The sequence below is a fragment of the Akkermansia muciniphila ATCC BAA-835 genome (assembly GCF_000020225.1).
GTDB classification, from domain to species: domain Bacteria; phylum Verrucomicrobiota; class Verrucomicrobiia; order Verrucomicrobiales; family Akkermansiaceae; genus Akkermansia; species Akkermansia muciniphila.
The window spans coordinates 735,177-754,948 of record NC_010655.1; the positions used below are offsets into that span (position 1 = coordinate 735,177).

The 19,772-nt window shown below is 52.3% G+C and carries 15 protein-coding genes and 1 tRNA gene; 13 read left to right on the forward strand and 3 right to left on the reverse strand.

The annotated features are described in order from the left end of the window. The first annotated feature begins 390 nt into the window (after positions 1–390). Together AMUC_RS03405 and AMUC_RS12510 are read left to right on the forward strand one after the other, a co-directional pair. Positions 391–1,911 (forward strand): M60 family metallopeptidase, encoded by a 1,521-nt coding sequence (locus AMUC_RS03405; RefSeq protein WP_012419679.1) that lies wholly within the window; start codon positions 391–393, stop codon positions 1,909–1,911. Positions 1,912–2,551: 640 nt separating this feature from the next. Then, positions 2,552–3,277, forward strand: a complete 726-nt coding sequence (locus tag AMUC_RS12510; protein ID WP_012419680.1) for an HNH endonuclease — start codon at positions 2,552–2,554, stop codon at positions 3,275–3,277. 98 nt (positions 3,278–3,375) lie between these two features. Here the strand turns inward: AMUC_RS12510 and AMUC_RS03420 are convergent. Then, positions 3,376–3,466: transfer RNA gene (locus tag AMUC_RS03420), tRNA-Ser, on the reverse strand. Between the two features lie 697 nt (positions 3,467–4,163). On the opposite strand from AMUC_RS03420, the gene ruvB reads away from it, so the two are divergent. The 3 genes from ruvB (at position 4,164) to AMUC_RS03435 (ending at position 7,483) form a co-directional block, all read left to right on the forward strand. Then, positions 4,164–5,183: a Holliday junction branch migration DNA helicase RuvB gene (ruvB, locus tag AMUC_RS03425; protein ID WP_012419681.1), complete on the forward strand. Its 1,020-nt coding sequence runs from the start codon at positions 4,164–4,166 to the stop codon at positions 5,181–5,183. Between the two features lie 121 nt (positions 5,184–5,304). After that, a complete protein-coding gene (locus AMUC_RS03430) occupies positions 5,305–6,324 on the forward strand; it encodes a beta-ketoacyl-ACP synthase III (protein ID WP_012419682.1) in 1,020 nt (339 codons plus the stop codon). 28 nt (positions 6,325–6,352) lie between these two features. Further along, complete coding sequence (locus AMUC_RS03435) at positions 6,353–7,483, forward strand: sulfite reductase subunit alpha (RefSeq protein ID WP_012419683.1); 1,131 nt, start codon at positions 6,353–6,355, stop codon at positions 7,481–7,483. A 307-nt stretch (positions 7,484–7,790) separates the two neighbouring features. On the opposite strand, the gene AMUC_RS11825 is transcribed toward AMUC_RS03435, so the two are convergent. Beyond that, the gene (locus AMUC_RS11825) at positions 7,791–8,855 is read right to left on the reverse strand and encodes a glycosyltransferase family A protein (protein WP_012419684.1); all 1,065 of its coding nucleotides are present in this window, start codon (positions 8,853–8,855) and stop codon (positions 7,791–7,793) included. A gap of 555 nt (positions 8,856–9,410) precedes the next feature. Here AMUC_RS11825 and AMUC_RS11830 point away from each other — a divergent pair. The 3 genes from AMUC_RS11830 (at position 9,411) to AMUC_RS03465 (ending at position 12,868) form a co-directional block, all read left to right on the forward strand. Continuing rightward, a complete protein-coding gene (locus AMUC_RS11830) occupies positions 9,411–10,448 on the forward strand; it encodes a glycosyltransferase family 2 protein (RefSeq protein WP_012419685.1) in 1,038 nt (345 codons plus the stop codon). Then, entirely contained in the window at positions 10,445–11,392 is a 948-nt protein-coding gene (locus AMUC_RS03460; RefSeq protein ID WP_012419686.1) for a glycosyltransferase family 8 protein, read from the forward strand. Before AMUC_RS11830 ends, AMUC_RS03460 begins: the two co-directional genes overlap by 4 nt. Positions 11,393–11,620: 228 nt before the next feature. Beyond that, positions 11,621–12,868, forward strand: coding sequence for a hypothetical protein (locus AMUC_RS03465; RefSeq protein WP_012419687.1), 1,248 nt, complete (start codon positions 11,621–11,623; stop codon positions 12,866–12,868). A gap of 53 nt (positions 12,869–12,921) precedes the next feature. Here the strand turns inward: AMUC_RS03465 and AMUC_RS03470 are convergent, their stop codons facing one another. Next, positions 12,922–14,484 (reverse strand): lipopolysaccharide biosynthesis protein, encoded by a 1,563-nt coding sequence (locus AMUC_RS03470; protein ID WP_012419688.1) that lies wholly within the window; start codon positions 14,482–14,484, stop codon positions 12,922–12,924. 355 nt (positions 14,485–14,839) lie between these two features. Here AMUC_RS03470 and AMUC_RS03475 point away from each other — a divergent pair, with 355 nt between their 5' ends. From AMUC_RS03475 to AMUC_RS03495, 5 genes are read left to right on the forward strand one after another with little or no spacing between them, the layout of a single operon-like run. Continuing rightward, positions 14,840–16,063 (forward strand): glycosyltransferase family 4 protein, encoded by a 1,224-nt coding sequence (locus AMUC_RS03475; protein ID WP_167525137.1) that lies wholly within the window; start codon positions 14,840–14,842, stop codon positions 16,061–16,063. Between the two features lie 22 nt (positions 16,064–16,085). Continuing rightward, positions 16,086–17,231, forward strand: coding sequence for a glycosyltransferase family 4 protein (locus AMUC_RS03480; RefSeq protein ID WP_012419690.1), 1,146 nt, complete (start codon positions 16,086–16,088; stop codon positions 17,229–17,231). Beyond that, positions 17,231–17,848: an acyltransferase gene (locus AMUC_RS03485; RefSeq protein WP_012419691.1), complete on the forward strand. Its 618-nt coding sequence runs from the start codon at positions 17,231–17,233 to the stop codon at positions 17,846–17,848. Before AMUC_RS03480 ends, AMUC_RS03485 begins: the two co-directional genes overlap by 1 nt. Positions 17,849–17,894: 46 nt before the next feature. Then, positions 17,895–18,998 carry an acyltransferase family protein gene (locus AMUC_RS03490; protein WP_012419692.1) on the forward strand — a complete coding sequence of 368 codons (1,104 nt, stop codon included), beginning with the start codon at positions 17,895–17,897 and terminating at the stop codon, positions 18,996–18,998. Continuing rightward, on the forward strand, positions 18,979–19,719 hold the full coding sequence (locus tag AMUC_RS03495; RefSeq protein ID WP_012419693.1) for a GDSL-type esterase/lipase family protein: 741 nt from the start codon (positions 18,979–18,981) through the stop codon (positions 19,717–19,719). The genes AMUC_RS03490 and AMUC_RS03495 overlap by 20 nt, the downstream gene beginning before the upstream one ends. Positions 19,720–19,772 lie beyond the last annotated feature (53 nt).

The following is a 19,772-nucleotide window of genomic DNA, read 5'->3' on the forward strand; positions in this document are numbered from 1 at the left end:
ATTTTCCCCTGCCGCACAACAACCATGTCATGCATGTGCGCCAAGACCAGAGAAAAAGGAACACTAAAGAGGAACGCGCGGCAGGAACGCGATACCGCCGCCGGGCAGCCCGGAAGGCTTCGGCCCAAAATTCAAACCAGCAAGAAACGTGCCCATCCGAATACGGATCCCCGGAAAAGCGCCCGCCGGAACCGGGGAAAATATCCGGAAACGCGAAATCGTCTGAAAAATCCCTGCCGCACCGCCAAAGCCATTCCACACATCAACCGCCCGGCCTCTCTTCTGACGAACTACCTGCCTATTTATTCATCAAGAGAAAAATAGTGAAAGAAGAAGAAAACGGAACCTGTATCTTGTAACATCACAGAATCACCTGCTTCCCGTACTGTCATGAACCGAATCCTTCCATTACTATCCCTTCCCCTGCTGTCGCTCGCAGCGGTATTTGCCGCTAATACGCCGGAACACATCGGCAACGACCTCAAACTGTTCAAAGACTCCTCCTGCACCTCCCTGAAGCCGGATGTGAAAAACACCTCCGCCTTCCAGTCTGACGCGATGAAGGAACTCGCGACCAAAATCCTGGCAGGCCATTACAAGCCGGACTACCTGTATGCCGAATACCGGGCCCTCCCCTCACCGCGCCAGACGGGGAAAAATCTCAGAATCGGCGACGGATTCAGCAAATACGACAACATGACGGGCGTCTATCTGGAAAAGGGGAGGCATGTCGTCCTGGTCGGCAAGACGGAGGGGCAGGAAATCAGCCTCCTTCTGCCGAACCTGATGCGCAAGCCGGCCGAAGGAGTGCAGCCCACAAAAGACCCCAACGGCTGGGGATTGCATAAAAAGCAGATTCCGCTCAAGGAAGGAATCAACATCATTGACGTGGAAACGCCCGCCAACGCCTATATCAGCTATTTCACCGAAGACGCCGGCAAGGCGCCGAAAATCCCCGTCCATTTCGTAACCGGCAAAGCCAACGGCTACTTTGACACCACCCGGGGCGACACCAACAAGGACTGGGTTCGCCTGCTTGACCAGGCCGTCTCTCCGATCATGGATGCCCGGGGAAAATACATCCAGGTTGCCTACCCCGTAGAATTCCTGAAAAAATTCACCAAAGACCGCGGAACCGAACTCATCAACGCCTACGACAAGCTCATCGGCATCCAATACCAGCTGATGGGCCTGGATAAATACGGCAAAATCCCGGAAAACCGCGTCCTGGCCCGCGTGAACTTCAACTACTACATGTTCCGCGACGGAGACGGAGTCGCCTACCTCGGAAACGACGGGACAATGCGCATGGTAACCGACCCTGAAAACGTTCTCAAGGGCGATGCCTGCTGGGGATTCTCCCACGAAGTCGGACACGTCATGCAAATGCGCCCGATGACCTGGGGCGGCATGACGGAAGTCAGCAACAACATCTTTTCCCTGCAGGCCGCAGCCAAAACAGGCAATGAAAGCCGCCTGAAGCGCCAGGGCAGCTACGACAAGGCGCGCAAGGAAATCATCGAAGGGGAAATCGCCTACCTGCAATCTAAGGATGTCTTCAATAAGCTGGTTCCCCTGTGGCAGCTCCATCTTTACTTTACCAAAAACGGACACCCCGACTTCTATCCTGACGTCATGGAGTACCTGCGCAACAACGCGGGAAACTACGGAGGGAACGACACCGTCAAATACCAGTTCGAATTCGTCAAGGCATGCTGTGACGTCACAAAAACCGACCTGACAGACTTCTTTGAGAAATGGGGATTCTTCAAACCCGGAAAATTCCACATCGGCGACTATGCCCAGTACGACTTTAACGTCACCCCTGAAATGGTGGAGGAAACGAAAAAGTGGATTGCCGGCAAAGGCTACCCGAAACCCGAAACCGACATCACCGAACTAAGCGAGTAACGTGATTCGGCAATCCCGACGGTTCCCTTTAAATATCAAATATATCTGAAACTGGTAAAAAAGACTAACTATAGAGATTACAGATAAGGTTTCTCAAAAGATTTAGCTCGAGATAATAAAATGTGCATAATCATTCAAAAAAGACTAAATACGAACATGTTGAGAGATTATATTCTTATTTCAAATGATTCCTATAAATTTAGAAAATATGTGGATGGTTTAGTGAGCTTATTAGTAAATCCAAGGATATATTTTCTCCCATAAAGAAAGCTACTACCAAATCCTTGGATACAACTATTCAAGAACAAAAACTTCATGACTCTTTTAACTTCCTTATGTATTTATTACAAAGTATCAAAAGATTTGAAAACTCAAATTTTTAAACCAAGAAATAAAGAGATTCCGCACAGCAACTATTGAATTCAATCTGACGAATTAATTAAATTTATTAATAAATTTGAAATAACGATAGATTTTTATATCAAAAATTTACCATTGTCATGAATTATTAACCGAGCAGAATTTCGTGACAATTTTTTGTTGAAAAACTAAATATTATAAGAACATATTTGAATAAAACTCGAAAAGAAATAGATAACTGATTTTTCTAACGTTTCATCTTTCCTTGAAATCATTGTTGATGAACAAGAGATATAAGCAAATTTGTTATTTATGTGGAAAGAAACTATCTAGAGGTTCTTCTAATAGAACTGTGGATCATATTCCACCAAGAGGATTTTTTCCTGAAAATTTTGATCGAAAAGTTAATTTACCAACTGTTTTATGTTGTAGAAAATGTAATAACTCATACGCTAGGCTTGATGAAGAATTCCGATTCTTGCTCTCTAGTGGCAATTATCGTTCAAAAGCAGGAGATTGGATTTGGAACAACAAATCCGAACCTAAAATTGGAAAAAGTCTAATTAATTTTTGTGCAGACCTAGTAAGAGGTTTCAGGGGATATGAGATTCTTCAAATGGAAGATTCTTTTTCACAAGCGGTCAACATAACAGTTTCTTACACAGAAAAAATACTTCCTTTTTTTAGCAGACTAGCAAAAGGATTTTTAGTGTATGATTCACATAATTATAAAAATTATGACTTTGTTGTATTTCCCTTGTATAATTATCCAGAAATATACAATATAATGATGAAATATCCTGATAAAAGATCATTTTTAGATGATAACGGGGAACATATATTTTCTTATGTTTATCAACATGATCAAAAATTCGATAAAGGATTCTTTTTCTTTTCTTTTTATAAAGATCAGCATTTTGGTGTTCTTTTTGAAAGGTCAATTTACACTTCTACTTCAGAAAAGAAAATTTTGGATGATATAATTAAGAAATGGAATATTTATTAATCTAAACAAAACAACTTATTTCCCCATTTCTTCCTTATAGCCTTGCAAACAAAAAACCGCAATATACTCATCACGAGTATATTGCGGCAGAAAATTGATGGCGGACAGGGAGGGATTCGAACCCTCGGTACCGGTTTGCGGTACACACACTTTCCAGGCGTGCTCATTCGACCACTCTGACACCTGCCCGTTGGAGATTGTGCTAGATAGGAAAGCAGGGATAGAATAACGGCAGAAGAGAGGTTTGGCAATCTTTTTTTCATCCGGAAGGTATTTCCCCGTTTTCCCCGAGTTTTTTCACGTTTCCGGCGGTTGCGCGAAGAGGATGAAAAGTGCCCCGACAGCGCGAGAAAATCTTCAACGGGCATAAACAGCAACGAAGCGTATTTTCAGAAGTTTTGAAAGGAACAGGTTTCCGTGGTTCACAAAAATTATCCATGAGGGCATGGCAGATTTTCGCCCTCCCTGCCCTGTTTTTCCCACGGGGCAAATAAGAATTTTTCTCTTTCTCCACCTTTACGGCTTCCGGGTAATCGGGGAAGGTTCAAGCAAAAACCTCTATTGATAAGCTTGCTTCCGTCCGGGCTCCAGGATTGACCAGCAGCCGTTTGAGAAGTTTCAGGAGCGAGACGGGAAGAGAAGACTGAAGGATCCCGGAAGCCCAGGGTTCCGAGAGTTCCGGGAAGGCGCGGCAGGAATGGGAATCCATGCTGTAAGAAGAGAAGGCGGAACATGCCGTTTCACCGCGTATCATCATTTCCGCGGCTCCGCATTCCTCCCGTCCTCAAAAAAGGGCAAAGGCTTCCGGCATGTCCCGGAAAAGGCGTTTCCCGACCGCACTTCCCCCTTGACGGATGCCCCAAAGACGGGTTTGCTAGTCCTGCGCATGGGAGAGTCCTTTTACACACGCACCACGGAGGCCCCCTCCTCCGCCTTCGATTTGTCCCTCAGACCGCCCGCTTTCAGCGAGTTCTGCGGCCAGGAAAAGATTAAGGACCGCCTGATGCTGATGGTGGAAGCCGCCAGACAGCGCGACGACGTGCTGGACCATATCCTGTTGAGCGGCCCGCCGGGCCTGGGGAAGACGACGCTTGCTAATATTATCGCGAATGCCGTCGGCTGCCGCATTCATACGACTTCCGGCCCCCAGATTGAAAAGGCGGGAGACCTGGCCGGCGTGCTGACCAATCTGGAAAAGGGGGATATTCTGTTTATTGACGAGATCCACCGCCTGCACCCGGCCATTGAGGAGTATCTGTACCCGGCCATGGAGGATTTCCGGCTGGATATTATCATCGACCAGGGGCCGAACGCCCGCTCCATCCAGCTCAACCTGCCCAAGTTCACCCTGGTGGGGGCCACCACCCGCGCCGGGATGCTGACCAGCCCGCTGCGTTCCCGCTTCGGCCTGGTGAACCGGCTGGATTATTATACGCGGGAGGAGCTGTGCGCCATTATCGAACGGTCCGCGGGGCTGCTGAACGTGCCCGTGGACCCGGAGGGCGCCCTGCAGATCGCGCTGCGCTCCCGCGGCACGCCCCGCGTGGCCAATTCCCTGCTGCGCTGGGTGCGGGATTACGCCCAGGTGCGCGGCGACGGCGTGATTACGGAGCAGTTGGCGCACGATGCCCTGACCATGATTGAGATTGACGACGACGGCCTGGACGAGATGGACAAGCGCCTGCTGGAAGCGATGATTTACAAGTTCAACGGCGGCCCGGTGGGCCTTTCCTCCCTGGCGGTGGCCGTAGGGGAGGACGCTTCCACGCTGGAGGACGTGCACGAGCCTTTCCTGATTATGCAGGGGTATATCAGCCGCACCCCCAGGGGGCGCGTGGCGATGCCCTCCGCCTATCTCAAGATGGGAGCCGCGCCGCCCGCCAACGGCCAGGGGTGGCTGTTGTAAGCCATTCATTTACGACATGAAAGGAGTCCTGCGTTTTATGCTGGTCATCAGGCCCTCTTTCTTTTAGACTGTTTCCACATAAAACGTCAGGACGTTTTCTGTTCATCATACGCCCAAAGCTATGGCCGCACATTCTGATATTCCCTTTAAAAGACTGCCCGTCAAGATTATCGGTACGGGTTCCTATGTTCCGGAACGCCGCCTGACCAATGCGGATCTGGAGAAGATGGTGGACACTTCCCACGAATGGATTATTGAACGCACGGGCATTGTGGAACGCCGCATCGCCGCCCCTGACGAGTACACTTCCCATATGGGGACGAAGGCCGCCCAGCGCGCTCTGGAATCCTGCGGGCTGAAGCCGGAGGATATTGACCTGATTATCGTCGCCACCATCACGCCGGATACGTTCACCCCTTCCACTTCCTGCTATATCCAGGATGCCCTTGGCGCCAAGAATGCCGCCGCCTTTGACATTTCCGCCGCCTGCTCCGGCTTCCTGTTCGCCATGAAGACCGCCGTCCAGTACATCGGCACCGGCCAGATGAAAACGGCGCTCATCATCGCCGCTGAAAAACTTTCCACCGTCGTCAACTGGGAGGACCGCAGCACCTGCGTCCTGTTCGGGGACGGCGCCGGGGCAGCCGTGCTCCAGGCTTCCACAGGGGAAGAGGGAGAAGGTTCCGTCCTTGCCACGGATATCGGTTCGGACGGCTCCCTGCATGACCTGCTCCAGATTCCGGGCGGCGGCTCCCGCTGCCCCACCACAGCGGAAAACGCCCATGAACGCCTGGCTACCCTGGCCATGCGCGGCAATGAGACCTTCCGCCATGCCGTCACGCGCATGAAGGCTTCCGCCGCCAGCGTCATTGAACGCGCCGGCCTCACGGCGGACGATATCCAGCTGATTATTCCCCACCAGGCCAATCTCCGCATCATTAACGCCGTAGCGCAGCGCCTTTCCATTCCTGAAGATAAGGTGTTCGTGAACATTGAGAAGTACGGCAACACGTCCGCGGCCGCCGTCGCCATCGCTTTTGACGAAGCGCGCCGTTCCGGCAGATTCGGCAAGGGAGACAACGTCGTCCTGGTCACATTCGGCGCCGGGCTTACCTGGTCCGCCGCCGTTATCCGCTGGTAATATTCTTTTTCACCCCCCCTCCATCATCATGACCACTGAACCATACGGCAAAAAAAATCCGTTTCCCGCTCCCGTCCTCTCCGTCAGGCATATCACCGGGGAAGGCAGCCCCAAGGAAACCATCCACATTGAATACAGCCTGGACGGTTCCGGGATGAATTATATTGCCGGGGACGCCCTGGCCGTCATTCCCGCCAATGACCCCTCCCTGGCGGACGCCCTGATTGACAAGCTCGGCCTCAGCCCGGATTCCCAGGTTCCCACGCCCGAAGGGGAAACCGCAAGCCTGAAAGACGCCCTGGTTCACTGCTATGACATTACCAATGTCAACAAAGCCCTGCTGACCAAGTGGGCCGCCGCCTCCGGCAGCCAGGAGCTGGACACGCTTCTGGCCGGGGATAAGGACGCCCTCAGCGATTTCCTGTGGGGCCGGGACGTGCTGGATCTGGCCACGGAATACCCCGCTTCCTTCGAATCCGCGGAGGCTTTTGTCGGCATCCTGAAAAAGATCATGCCGCGCCTTTATTCCATCGCCTCCAGCCCGAACGCCCATCCCGAACAGGTTCACCTGTGCGTGGGCGCGGTACGCTATACGGCCCGTGACCGCAAGCGCGGCGGCGTTTGCTCCACCTATATGGCGGACCGCCTCCAGCCGGGCCATACGGCCAGGGTATTCGTACATACCAACAAGAATTTCCGCCTTCCGGAAGACGGGGACACCCCCATCATCATGGTGGGCCCCGGCACCGGCATCGCCCCTTTCCGGGCATTCTGGGAGGAACGCGCCGCTTCCGGCGCCAAGGGCGGCAACTGGCTGTTCTTCGGCAATCCGTACAAGGCCACCGACTTCTGTTATGAAGACGAGCTGAACCAGTTGACCGGCACCGGCAAACTGAAGTTGTCCGTGGCCTGGTCCCGAGACCAGGAAAAGAAGGTGTATGTGCAGCACCTCATGGTCCAGGAAGGCGAAGAGCTCTGGAAATGGCTGGAAGCCGGCGCCTGCTTCTACGTCTGCGGGGACGCCTCCCGCATGGCGAAGGATGTGGACAACGCCCTTCATGAAGTCATCCAGACCTGGGGCCATAAAACTCCGGAGGAAGCCGCGGCATATGTGGCGGACATGAAACAGCACCGCCGTTACCAGCGGGACGTGTACTAATTCAGGATCTCCCCCTTGAACCTGTCACCGCGCCTTTCCATTTTTTCTGGAAAGGCGCTTTTTCTTTTTCCGGAGAAAACCCGCCACGCATCATCACTCCGGCTCCCCCTCCCGGCTTCCCTCATGACGGTTCCAGCTGTTTTCCCGTCAATCCCAGCCGGAACAGGCCACCTTCCCAGTCCGCACGCCGGCTTCTTTCGAGCCGGAGAAGCCATCTTCCGCCCCCCTCTCCATCAAAAACAACACCGAACCGGGGAGAACCCGTCCGAGCAAAAGTTCCCCTCCTTCTTCAAGCGTTTCCTTACCCTTATTCCAAATCCTGCCGGGCACCGCAAACGGCCCGTTTCACTTTCCTGAGCTTGAAAAAGAAAACCATGCAGAATAAATACAGCTTTTGCGGCAGGCAGTGGACGATACCCATCCATCCCGGCCGCCTCAACGCCCATCTCCGCCGAAAGGGATAACTCCACCAATTCTGCTGCCGGTCAATGCTGTCTATGATTTTTCTCCTCTCCTCCATTTCGGCAAGCAGTTCTTCCCGCGAGCGAAAAACCGGAGCAAGGCCCTCCAGCAATTCCCCGCACAGTTCCAACCCCGCCTCCTTGCTTTTTTTCAACTGGCTTTTCATTTCCAGCTCCCTTTTTTCAAAGGCCGCCGCCGCCCGCATGTCGGCAAACCGGAACGCGCTGTTGACAGCGCAAATATTTTTAAGCGCAAACCGGTAATAATATAAGGATATGCCCGGCATTTCATAAATGTTGCCCTGAAGCCATGCGTGGAACCCCATCAAGTCGTCTTCAAAACTGGCCGTCATCCGCAGGGAGCTACCCCATTCGCAGGCGCTCTTCCTGATCATCATGCTTCCTCCGTAATGGGCGGAAGAAGAAAAAGCTCCCGCCTGAAGCACAACAGCCGGCCTTTCCCGCGGAGCAGCAGGAAAGGCCGGGAATTCAAACGCAATGCCCGGTTCCTCATAGACGCTGGTCATCTGGCTGACCACAGCCACGGCATCCGGGCGTTCCATCACTGCCCAGGCAAAAAGCCTGCATCTCCAGGGGAAGGAACAATCGTCCCCATCCTGACGGAGAATCCATTCATGGGAAGCCAGACCAACCGCCTGCCGGATATGAGGCCCGCGCCCCAGCGGCGTTTCATTCCGGTTTAAGATTACCCGGTACGGCCCCCTGTATTGAGCCGCCATTTCCTGCATGACGGAGAAGGTTCCGTCGGAAGAGCCGTCGTCCGAAAGGATGATTTCCACCGGCCCTTCATAATCCTGCCCGAATACGCTCCGGATAGCATCCCTGATGCTGCTCTCCTCATTATGCCCGGTCAGGATAATGCTGATGGAAGGGAGTTCCGAAGGGTTCATGAAGAAAAAGCACGGAAAAGAAAGCGTCAAACATGAAGAGGACCATGTCCTTTTCTGTTTATTAATAAGGCATCACGTTCATACCGGATTCCAAATCCGGGGTCAAGGGTTGATTTTTATACCAAGGAACTTATGTTGCGCGGACGTTTTGTCATCAAGAATCTCCCCCTTGCGGGCAGGGAGTCCGAAGCCGGGAAAACAGGACGAAAGATTCTGCTTTCCCTTACTGCTCCCAACATACACATTTTTTCATAAGCAATTATTTTTTAGAATCATAGAACTCTTAGAACCAGACCTAGCCGGAATACCTCCATACCCCACCGGTTCCATGAGGTCTTGGGACAATTCTCTGTTCATTCATGCTGAATCCGGAATTTCCCAATCGAATTTGGAATTCGCTATGACAGGTTCATTCGCGCACTGATGAATCATGGGAGGAACGATGGATTCGTCCCCTGCCATTCACCGGTTGCAATGGTTACAGCCCCATCAGAATCATGTCCTCCATATCCTGATTCCCGTTCCACTCACGAAGCAGTTCATCATTCCCCTTGTATGCAGAAACCGTTCTTCAGCATTATTATCCCGGCCTATAATCTGGAGAATTATATTGCTGCCACCCTTCAGTCAGTACTGGTTCAAACATTTCAGGATTTTGAGATCATCATCGTGGATGACGGTTCTTCCGATGAGACTGTTTCCATCATCCAATCTTTTCATGACCCCAGAATTCGCCTGGTTTCCCAAGTTAACGGCGGCGTATCGCGAGCGCGAAACGCAGGGATGAAGAAGGCCGTGGGGGCTTACATCGCTTTCCTGGACGGAGACGATTACTGGTATCCCGAGCATCTGGAGCTGGCAGCCGATTTTTTCAACCGTCATCCGGAGATATTGGCCTATGCCAACCGCTACATGAGGGATGAACTGGAGGCCATCCCGCCGCGCCCTCCATCTTATCCCGAATCTATCCGGAGATTGGGGATACGGGGAGTGCTTTTCATGAATTCCAGCAGCGTAATCCTGAATTCGTCTCTTGCGTCCCGGCTTCCCCCCTGGGAAGAAGCGATGCCCTATGGGGAAGACGGCCTGTACTGGACACGGTGCATGCGGGGGACAGGCCTGATCGGGCTGGGAGGCTCCGTCACCTCCATCTACAGGCAGAGAGCTTCTTCCGCCATGCATGACGAGCATTACCAGCATGTCTCCCTCCACTCGCTCATTGCGCCTCTGCTGAATGAGCTTGAAGCCATGAAAAATCCCAAATGGCAATTTGCCGTCCATTATCTGGTCATCAGGGAATTGCATCCCAAAAGACTGTTATCGCTCAACGCAGAGGAGCGGATTTCCCTGACGGGCAGGATCAGGAAAATCATGCACCCATGCCTGAACCGGCCGTTTTTGGACTCCTATATGAAAGCGTGTTCCGCAAGGGCAGGCATGGAACAGTCATTTTCCGCGCTCATGGACAGAACCATGTTCTCCTGCAAATGGCTGGACCGCCTGGAAAGGATGGGCCGCTCCCTGTTTTTCCGGCTGCAAACCAATAACGGAATGGGGGGCAAACACCAAGATCCAGTCCGTTCACGCTCATGAATATCGTATACGCTACAGACGATAACGGCGCGCTGGGAACGGGCGTGAGCATTGTGTCCCTCATGGAGAATTTGCCGCCCGGCGTTCATGCCGATATTTACATCATGACTGGCGGGTTAAGCGGGGATAATACGGCCCGTTTCCATTCCCTGCAACAGGGCTACAATCTCCATTTGCACTTCATTGACATGAAGGATAAATATACGGATTTCCCCGTCGGTTCCAAATGGTCGGCGGCGACGTATTACCGCCTTGGCCTCGCAGGGGAACTTCCCGCCACGGTAGAACGCGCCCTTTACGTGGATATTGATACCATTTTCAACAGGGACATAAGCCCCATGTATGAATCCGAATTCGGAGATTGCCTCATTGCCGGCGTTTTCACCACGGAAGATTTATCCGAGGAGTCTTTTTCACGCTGGAAGAGAGAAATGAATCTGGGCCGGGACTCCATTTACATCAATGCCGGCGTCATTCTTTACCATATCGGAAGAATACGTGAAGAATGTTTTGAATCCCAGGTTTTATCCTGGGCGAAAAACAATATTCACCGCCTTTCCTGGCAGGATCAGGATATTTTGAATGTATGCTATCAGCAGCGTATCTTGTTGCTTCACCCCATGTGGAACATTTGCGACGGGGCTATCTGGTCCATTCGCTGGGAAGGCGTGACAAGCTTCAGGAATAATCCCCTAAAGCCGGCAGACCTGCTGGAAGCCGCCAGGCGGCCGGGCATTATCCACTACTGGGGCCATCCCAAACCCTGGCATCCCAACAGCATTCGCCAGGATTACGGATTGTTCTACAAGTATTGGAAGAAATCTCCGTGGAAAGATGACATCAGGGATTTCCGGAAGCAAAACGATCCCGGCCGGATGTTCATCTCCAAAATGAGATGCCTCCTGGGAAAGGGTAAACGGCTTTTACAAGGCAGGCATCAGTAGAAATACGGAGGAAGGCCTTATTTTTCTGACATCCGGCCATTTACAAAACCGCCTTTTATGGGGAAATACCGGAGCTGGCTATTTTTTTTAACAAGCCGGCTCAGCTTCATTCCGGAATTTTCCCGAATCCGGAAAGAACCGCCCGCATACTTCTTCAGAAACGTCTCAACGTTTTATGCCTGATGATCTTTCCGGAGTTTTATCAATAGTTAAAAAAATAATTTATTTATGAAAGTTGATACTATTAAGGGAAGTTCCTATGTCATGACCTGTACAAAAGCTTGTACTGTAAGCGCCATCTTCAATTCCGGAGAGACGTCCATGCTTATTCTGGAAGCAGAGAAAAAAGGGCAATACGGTTTTGCAGCCCCGACGGACGCCGTCGAAGTATCCGATGAAGACGCCCTGATCACCCAGGTTTTCAAAACAGCCGTTCCAGGGTTGCCAGGCCAGAACGGCATCAGGCAAGGAGAAAATGCCGAATTAAAAAACCTGACGGCTGAGTCCGGGACTTTTGCAGGGGCCGTCAACGCCAACGGAGGCATCAACATCCCGCTGGCCGTGGGGGCGGCAACGGATACGTCAGCGGTCAACCGCCTGTACGCCGCCGGGCTGGCTGCCGTCACTGACGCTTTTTCCGTCAGGTGTTATCCGCTCCTGGCGGATTGCTCGTCTTCCAATGGGACGGTTTTCAAAACGGACAAGGAACCCAATTCCCTTTATTTCAATGTCCCTCCCAATTCCGCCTTTACCGTGAAATGCGGCCTCGCGACCAACGCGAGGCCCATGCACAATTATTCCAGCATCCGGGGTTGGGTGGCCCCGCTGCGACTGCCGTCTGTCAGCACGAAATTCACGGCCAGGTTCGGCCAGATGACAACGGTTGCGCGCATGGGGCGGGACAGGGACGCGTTTACGCTGGTGCCGGATCAGGCGGCTGGCGGCTACAAGATTGGGGAGATTATCGATATTACGTTTGATCATGTCCGGGACGCGGACGCGGGAGGGTATCATATTCGCGTCCGGGAGATCTATTATTCCAATGCCGAGCAGAAATGGAAGATGAAGACGACGCAGGCCTTCGCGCAAGAGACGTCTTCCAATAACGGTTATCCCGTCTGCGTGTACGCGGTGGTTTACGAACAATACCAGGACGGAGGATATGATACTGAAGACAGGGGTGCGCTGTGGCTGCTGCATGGCGGGAATTCCTCCCGCAGCTGCGTCAAAATCGCCACGGTGAAGGGAGTCCATTGCTTTGAGAGTATTTATCCATTTTCCGGGTACTATCTTGATATGGAGAATACCAACAGCTGGGCGTTGGCCGGAGCTTTCCTACCTGCGACGATGCACTTGCATTGCAATAACGTCAATCCGGCGTATTACGGTTTTTCCTCCATGGAGAGCAATATCATTGTCTCCGAGGCGGTGGAGGATTTTGTTGACCCGGAAGCCGAAACAATTACCGAAGATTGAGCATGAATGACGCAGCCTCCCCATTCCCGATACCCAGCAACACCTCTGCGTCCCTATTCAGTTTTTTTCCGCCACGGCAACCGGGTTCCCGCCATCTCCAGCGCACGGCGCACCATTCCGCGCATGCCCTGCGTACCGCAATACATTAAAAGAACCGTCACACCTCCATAAGAAGCGGCCATGAGGAAGGCGCATAAAAACCAGGAAAAGAAAGACGCGGAAGGCTGCAGAGGAACAAATTTCCAGATCCAGCCCATGAACACGGCCGAAATCAAAATCAGCGCCAGCTGGTAACCGAATTGGAACCAGTAGTTCATCACATTTTTCCTGAATCCCCAGTTATACAGCATGAAAGGCTTCCATATGCCCACAATAAGTATCAGGCTGGAGATGCCCCCCAGCAAAACGCCGGGCAATCCCCATAAATAACCTCCGATGATCGCCACGGAAATGTTGATCACGCTTTCCGCAAGAGGAGCCCATACATCCCAGAACAAACCGTAACCGTATAAAAACTGATCCACAACCCCCCGCGTAATGGTGATGAACAGCCTGATAACGAGCAGCAGCATGATTTCCCGGGGAAGGATATAGCCCGCTCCCAGCCAAAGCGTGATGAATGGCTCCAAAAGCTGGTAAAGGGGGAAACATACCGTCCCGGCAATCAGCATGCGCAGGGAAAACAATTCACTGAACACCTTGCGGATTTTTCCCGCATTTCCCTCCGCAATCAAGTTGCCCACACTGGCTTCCGTACTGCCGAGCAGGTTATTGACCAGAAGGTGCAGTTTCTCCACAATGGTGGAATAGTTGCCGAAGTAGGCCGCCATCTGGAGGGAAACAAAGGCATATACCAGAAACGGCGTCACCTGGAACTGGAAAAAGCTTCCCAGCCGATGCATAAACAACTGCTTGGTGTATTTAGTGACTTCAGGATATTTTTTGAACAGCTCCTTTCCCAGGGCCACATTGCTCTTCAGCCAGGGATAGACCTGATTGATCTTCCAATTCAGGATGAAGGAATAAATAATGCCGAAGAACAGCTCTATCCCTATCCATAAATAATAGCTTCCCGTATACCATGCAGACAGCATCTGGCATATGATTTTGATGATGGATGCCGTCTGGAAATAAAACGCCACTACGTAATTCCTCTGGTCCGCTCCCAAAAGGGTCTGCCTGTAGTTGGCAAAATACCCGATCAGGGAAGAGGCCAGAAAGGAATAATAAGCAAAATAGATGATTCCATAGGAAAAACCTGTGGAAGGGAAAATAACCGGCAGGAAACAGGAAAGCGCTACTCCAGCCGCAATGATTATCCGCCCTATCCACCGGTACATGTATCCCAGCACGGAGATAATTTCATTAATCCTGGTCTCATCATGCTCAAAGATCGGCTTGTAAAGCACATACCCGATAGCCGTGCTTATACCAAGTTCCGCCAAATTGAGGAAATTCAGCAGACTCATTAATGTTCCCGTCAAACCGACAAAATCGGCACCCAGGCAATTCAAGAATATCTTTCTTGAAAAAAAGGAAATGAGAAGAATCAAAACATAAAAAATGAGATTGACCCTGGCGTTCAACAGGCTTTTCTTTACGCGGGATTCTTCCATGTTATTTATTCCATCAACCTTATCCTTTCCCGGGAGAAGTTAAAAATATCTGTTTTATTAATAACCGGATTATTTATTCAACCGGCAATATACCAACGGCATATTGCGGCTATACGGGTACGGAAAGCGGTGCCAATCTAGCACAACATCCTGCCGCATCAATATCTTTTTATGAAGCCTCAGCCAACAGGCTTCCACAGGGGATAGAAACCTGGCAGAATCGCCTGTTCCCATGACGCCTCCTTATCGCTCACCGGATAAAAAACAAATTCCTCATTTTTACAGGTTCCATGGACCGGAACAGTTCCATAAAGTGTCCTTGTTTTATTTTTTCTTTTCATCTACATTACCGCCCGTGAGCAAGGGCAGGGTTCTCATCGTTACATATGTTTTTCCTCCGGAGGAAGGAGGCGTAGGCATGGCTGCCTATGAAATGGCCTGCAGCCTGAGCTCCCTGGACTGGGATATCCACGTCCTCACCCGCCCGCTGGATTCACCGGATGAGTCCTTCCGCTCCCACCAATACAGCCCTCTCACAACCCTGCCGGACACCCTGACGAAGGACAGTGCCCGTTTAAGGGAATACCTGGACGGGTTTCTGAAAGATTTCCGGCCGGATGTTATTATCTACCACTCCTGGGCGGACTGGTGCCGGGAAGAATTGCTGGACGCGGCACGGGATTCAGGCATTCCGTTTTTCCTCCGCTCCCATGGTGCAGCTACCAATTTCCGCTCTTTTTTCCGCTTCAATTACCCTCCTTTCTTCGGCCTGAAAAAATGGCTCTGCTCCTTTTTTCAAGTACGCAGGGATATCCTCAACGTATGCCGGAAATCACCGTTAAACCGTCTCGTTTTTCTCGATCCTTACGGGACACTGTTCAAGAGCTTTGATTATTACTGCGCATCCAGAAGCAAACTTGCCCATTACTCCTGCATTCCCAACACATTCCCGGCTCTGAAAAGAACCGCTCCTTTTTTCCGGGAAAAATACGGACTTTCCTCCGCCCCCGTTTTTACCTGCCCTGCCGGCGCCAGCATGAGGAAACGGCAGCTTCTCTTCATCCGCCATGTGAAACGCTCCCGTCTGCGGCATATCATTTTTCTTTTTCTGATTCCCCAGCACAATGCCTACGCGGAACAAATGGAACAAGCCATCGGGGATGACCCCAGATTCAGGATTCTCTACAGGCTCCCCCGTTTGGAAGTAGAAGCCGCCATTATGGAAAGCGATGCCGTTTTCCTTTACTCTTATCAGGAACAGCAGCCCCTCTCCATTCTGGAGGCGATGTCATGCGGCGTTCCCTGGTTCGCTCCGGACGCAGGAGCTCTTTCCACCCTGGAGGGGGGAATCGTCCTGAAAAACACTTCCCCCTCCGTGCTGGAAAAAGCCGTGGAATCGTTGACGGACGAAAAAACACGCAAACTACTGGGGAGTAAAGGCCGCCGGCAATGGGAAGCCTGTTTCGCCCCCGACGCAGTAAACCAGGAATGGGAGCAACTGCTTTTTTCCTCCATCCGCCCGGAAGGAAAGCCTCCGTTCGCGTCTTCCATCGTCCGGGAGCATTTACCCACCTGCTAACCTTGCCTCCTCTTTCCAATCCATGCCGATCAAACGCCTCCGTCCCGTATTAGCCATAGCAGCGGACCTCCCTCTGGGCCGGCTGCTGACGTCTTTCCGTAATAAGGACCGGCGTACGATTCCCTGGATTTTTTCCCTTTTTCATGCTCTGGAATCTCAGGAAGATTTTGACATCCACTGGATCACCCTCAGCAAAGCCGTTTCTGCCCCGGAAACCATCCGGATGCGCAACCAGACCATCCACATTCTTCCCCTGGGCAGCATGGGCAGGAATATCCTGACGGCCCATTTCCTGACCGTCCGGAGAATACGCAAGACCCTGAACGATATCCAGCCGGACCTCCTGCACGTATGGGGCGTGGAGCAGGCTTACGCTCTGGCGGGGATTGCCTTCCGGGGAAAGAAGCTCCTTTCCTACCAGGGAGCCCTCACCGCCTACTGCCAGCGCGCTCCGCAGGCCTTCCTCCTCCATATGCAGGCCCTCTGGGAACGGATGGCCGTCAAACATTATGATCTTATCACGTGCGAATCCCCCTGGGCGTGCGGCCGCGTTGCGGAAATTGCCCCCCATGCCCGTCTATCCTGCATGGAATACGGCGTGGAACCTTCCTTTTACCATCTTGCCAGAAAACCTTCCCCGGAACCTTCCTGCCTCTTTGCCGGAACCATTTACGAGTTGAAGGGCATTTCCTACCTGGTGGAGGCCTTTACGCATCCGTCCCTTTCCCATGTCCAGCTGTTCATTGCGGGCAACGGAGCCCTCAGGGAAAGGCTGGAAGCCCTGTCCACTCCCAATATCCACTGGCTGGGCAGCATTTCCCGCGCAGAACTTCAGCAGCACCTTTCCACGGCGTGGTTCCTGGTGCATCCCACCCTGGGGGATTGCTGCCCCAACATCGTGAAGGAGGCAAGAGTCATGGGCCTTCCGGTAATCACCACGGAAGAAGGCGGACAGACTCAATATGTTCAGGACGGCGTATCCGGCTATATTGTCCCTGTCCGCAACAGCGCCGCCGTCAGGGAAGCCGCGCAGAAACTTTCCGTCAGCCTGGATAAAGCCATGTCCATGGGAATGGAGCGGCATCAGGAATGCCGCCGCCTGCTGGACGTAAAGCAGACAGTAACCGGGTGCCTGTCACGTTATCATACCATGCTGTATCCACGCTGATGAAATTATTCCTTATCCATCTGCTTTCCGGGATAGGCCGCCTGCTGCTCAGGCTCAGGGGGGTGCGCACCGGAACAGGCATCATTCTTTCCGGATTTCCCCTCATTAAAAAATTCCCGGGAGCGTCCATCACCATCGGCAACGGAGTCACCATCCACTCCCTGACCCGGATGAATCCGGTACTTTCCCATCACACCTGCCTGGCCGCCCTTTCCAATCAGGCAAGCATCATTCTGGAGGACGGCTGCGGCATCAGCGGAGCCACCCTGGTCTGCGTCAACGGCATCCGCATCGGCCGCCACACGCTGATAGGAGCAGACGCGCTGATTCTGGACAACGACATGCACTATCCCCGGAGCGGCGCCAGGTGGGGATCAACCCTGGGACAGCCCGAACAGGGACAACCCATTTCCATCGGGGAAGGATGCTTCATCGGCGCCAGGGCCACCATCTTGAAAGGAGTCACCATCGGCTCCGGTTCCGTAGTCGCCGCAGGAGCCGTCGTCACCCGGGATGTGCCTCCCGGCTGCCTGGCCATCGGAAATCCCGCAGTAAATAAACCGCTCCCCGAACGTCTCAAACATCCCCGGGAAACACAAAAAGCCATCTGCCCTTGAGCATTTCCCCTGCCTGCCTCAGGGGGCTCCAAAGGCAGACTCTTTCATGACACCGCAAAATCCTACAATTTTATTACCCTCATCCCGGGAACATTGGATTGACATATCCCGATTCCTCGCGGCATGCCTGATTGTATGCGTCCACGCGCCGGCCTTCTCTTTCGCCAGCCTGTTCCAGCTTCCGGTTTTCAACGGCCGCGTGGCATTTTTCCTGATTCTGGCAGGCTATTTCATGGGCCGGAATAATTCCTGGAACAAAGCGTTCAAACGGGGTTATACGCTTCTCATTCCCTTTCTGTTCTGGAATATAGTCATCTCTTTCCTCCATCCGGGAATCATGAATATGGGACTGCCGGAATACTTATGCAACCTTGCAGGCTTCCGCTCCCTTTTCACTCCCGATTTTATTCCTCTTTCCATCAATGGATTGACGGGAGAACCCTTTTCCCCTCCCACATGGTTTTTGAGGGATATCATTCTCTGTTCCCTCATTTCCCCCATCCTGCTGAAATTGAAATATCCGGTTTTTGTCCTGATCCTGATCTGCTTCAGCACGGACTGGCTCCAATACCCCGTGCCGGCCAACAAGATTACCCTTGCTCCATCCACCGTCTCCCTGTTCAGTCTGGGCCTTTTCCTGTCTTCCATCAAACTGGCTGAAGTAAAACACGTTTACAAAAATTCCTTTACTCCCCTCGTTCTGCTCGCCGTAGGAACCGGGTTTCTGCTCAGCATCACCAATTACTTGAGCGTTTGCCAGAATAACCCGGAATGGAACATGCACAAAATACTGGCATCCTATGGAGTATGGAATATCTCCTGGCCGGCTGTCCGTTTGAATTCCCTCTGCCCAGTCTTCGGGGCGCTTCTTCTCATGACCCTTGGAATCTGGCTGGAAAAGAAAATTCCCGTTGCCAGAAAGCTGTCCAACTATGCTCCCGCCTGTTTCCTGATATTCGTTCTTCATTATCCTTTGATCATGCTGATCCCCTCCCACATCTGGAAACAATCCTTTTTCGCTCCCTTTGTATTAATACCGGCCATCATTTTCCTGATCGTCGCATTCTATCTTTTCCTGAGAAAATTCTTCCCGGCCTGCCTGCCCTACGTCGCCAACGACCGCATCACCCATGTTCCCAAAAAAAATTAAGGCCTGTATCCTCTTTCTTCTTTTAACCGTTCCGGCCGCATTAGGCGCCGTCTGGTGCGCCAAACACGCCTACCGCTACCATTTGGCTGTCCATCCCCTTCCCTATTCCCCGGAACAGGGCGCCCTGCTGGAAAAACACCGGCAGGACAAACGCAATGCCCGGCTGAATCCCCATGCCCCCGTGTTGTTCCTGGGTTCCTCCACCATGGAATTCTGGCTGAAAGAAGGGAAACATTCCTGGGAAACCTGGTTTTCCCCTCTGGGATGCCTCAACCTGGGAACCAGGAGCGAGACCACGGGCAACCTGCTCTGGCGCCTCAATGACGGCCTGACAAGCCCGCTGGCGCCCAGAATCATCGTCCTGTATTCGGGAGTCAACAATCTGGGAGTACAAAAAAGCCTGGGATGGACGGCTTTTCAGGGAAACGTGGCCATCGTCAAAAAAATCAGGGAGATTTACAGCCCGGAAACGACCGCCATCATTGTCATTCCCCCGCTCATCGCACAAAAAGGGTCGCGCATGGAAACCTTCAGGAATTGTCTGCTGCAACACGACTTTGGAGAAAATGTCCATGTCCTCCCCCTCCATTTCTTCCTTCCGGGAAAAGACGCCAGCCTTTATACTTGGGACGGCCTCCATCTCAACGCCCTGGGATATGAAGCCATTTCGCCTCCGCTTTTCCGCTTCCTCCAACAGCTTTTAAGCAGGAGCAGCTTTTAGGGCTTCACAGGAACAACAAACTTTATCCGCCATTACTCCACGTGATGATTGAA

Coding starts and splice junctions, on each gene's coding strand:
- AMUC_RS03405 (WP_012419679.1), top strand. CDS start 391: ATGAACCGAATCCTTCCATTACTATCCCTTCCCCTGCTGTCGCTCGCA.
- AMUC_RS12510 (WP_012419680.1), top strand. CDS start 2,552: ATGAACAAGAGATATAAGCAAATTTGTTATTTATGTGGAAAGAAACTA.
- ruvB (WP_012419681.1), top strand. CDS start 4,164: ATGGGAGAGTCCTTTTACACACGCACCACGGAGGCCCCCTCCTCCGCC.
- AMUC_RS03430 (WP_012419682.1), top strand. CDS start 5,305: ATGGCCGCACATTCTGATATTCCCTTTAAAAGACTGCCCGTCAAGATT.
- AMUC_RS03435 (WP_012419683.1), top strand. CDS start 6,353: ATGACCACTGAACCATACGGCAAAAAAAATCCGTTTCCCGCTCCCGTC.
- AMUC_RS11825 (WP_012419684.1), bottom strand. CDS start 8,855: ATGAACCCTTCGGAACTCCCTTCCATCAGCATTATCCTGACCGGGCAT.
- AMUC_RS11830 (WP_012419685.1), top strand. CDS start 9,411: ATGCAGAAACCGTTCTTCAGCATTATTATCCCGGCCTATAATCTGGAG.
- AMUC_RS03460 (WP_012419686.1), top strand. CDS start 10,445: ATGAATATCGTATACGCTACAGACGATAACGGCGCGCTGGGAACGGGC.
- AMUC_RS03465 (WP_012419687.1), top strand. CDS start 11,621: ATGAAAGTTGATACTATTAAGGGAAGTTCCTATGTCATGACCTGTACA.
- AMUC_RS03470 (WP_012419688.1), bottom strand. CDS start 14,484: ATGGAAGAATCCCGCGTAAAGAAAAGCCTGTTGAACGCCAGGGTCAAT.
- AMUC_RS03480 (WP_012419690.1), top strand. CDS start 16,086: ATGCCGATCAAACGCCTCCGTCCCGTATTAGCCATAGCAGCGGACCTC.
- AMUC_RS03485 (WP_012419691.1), top strand. CDS start 17,231: ATGAAATTATTCCTTATCCATCTGCTTTCCGGGATAGGCCGCCTGCTG.
- AMUC_RS03490 (WP_012419692.1), top strand. CDS start 17,895: ATGACACCGCAAAATCCTACAATTTTATTACCCTCATCCCGGGAACAT.
- AMUC_RS03495 (WP_012419693.1), top strand. CDS start 18,979: ATGTTCCCAAAAAAAATTAAGGCCTGTATCCTCTTTCTTCTTTTAACC.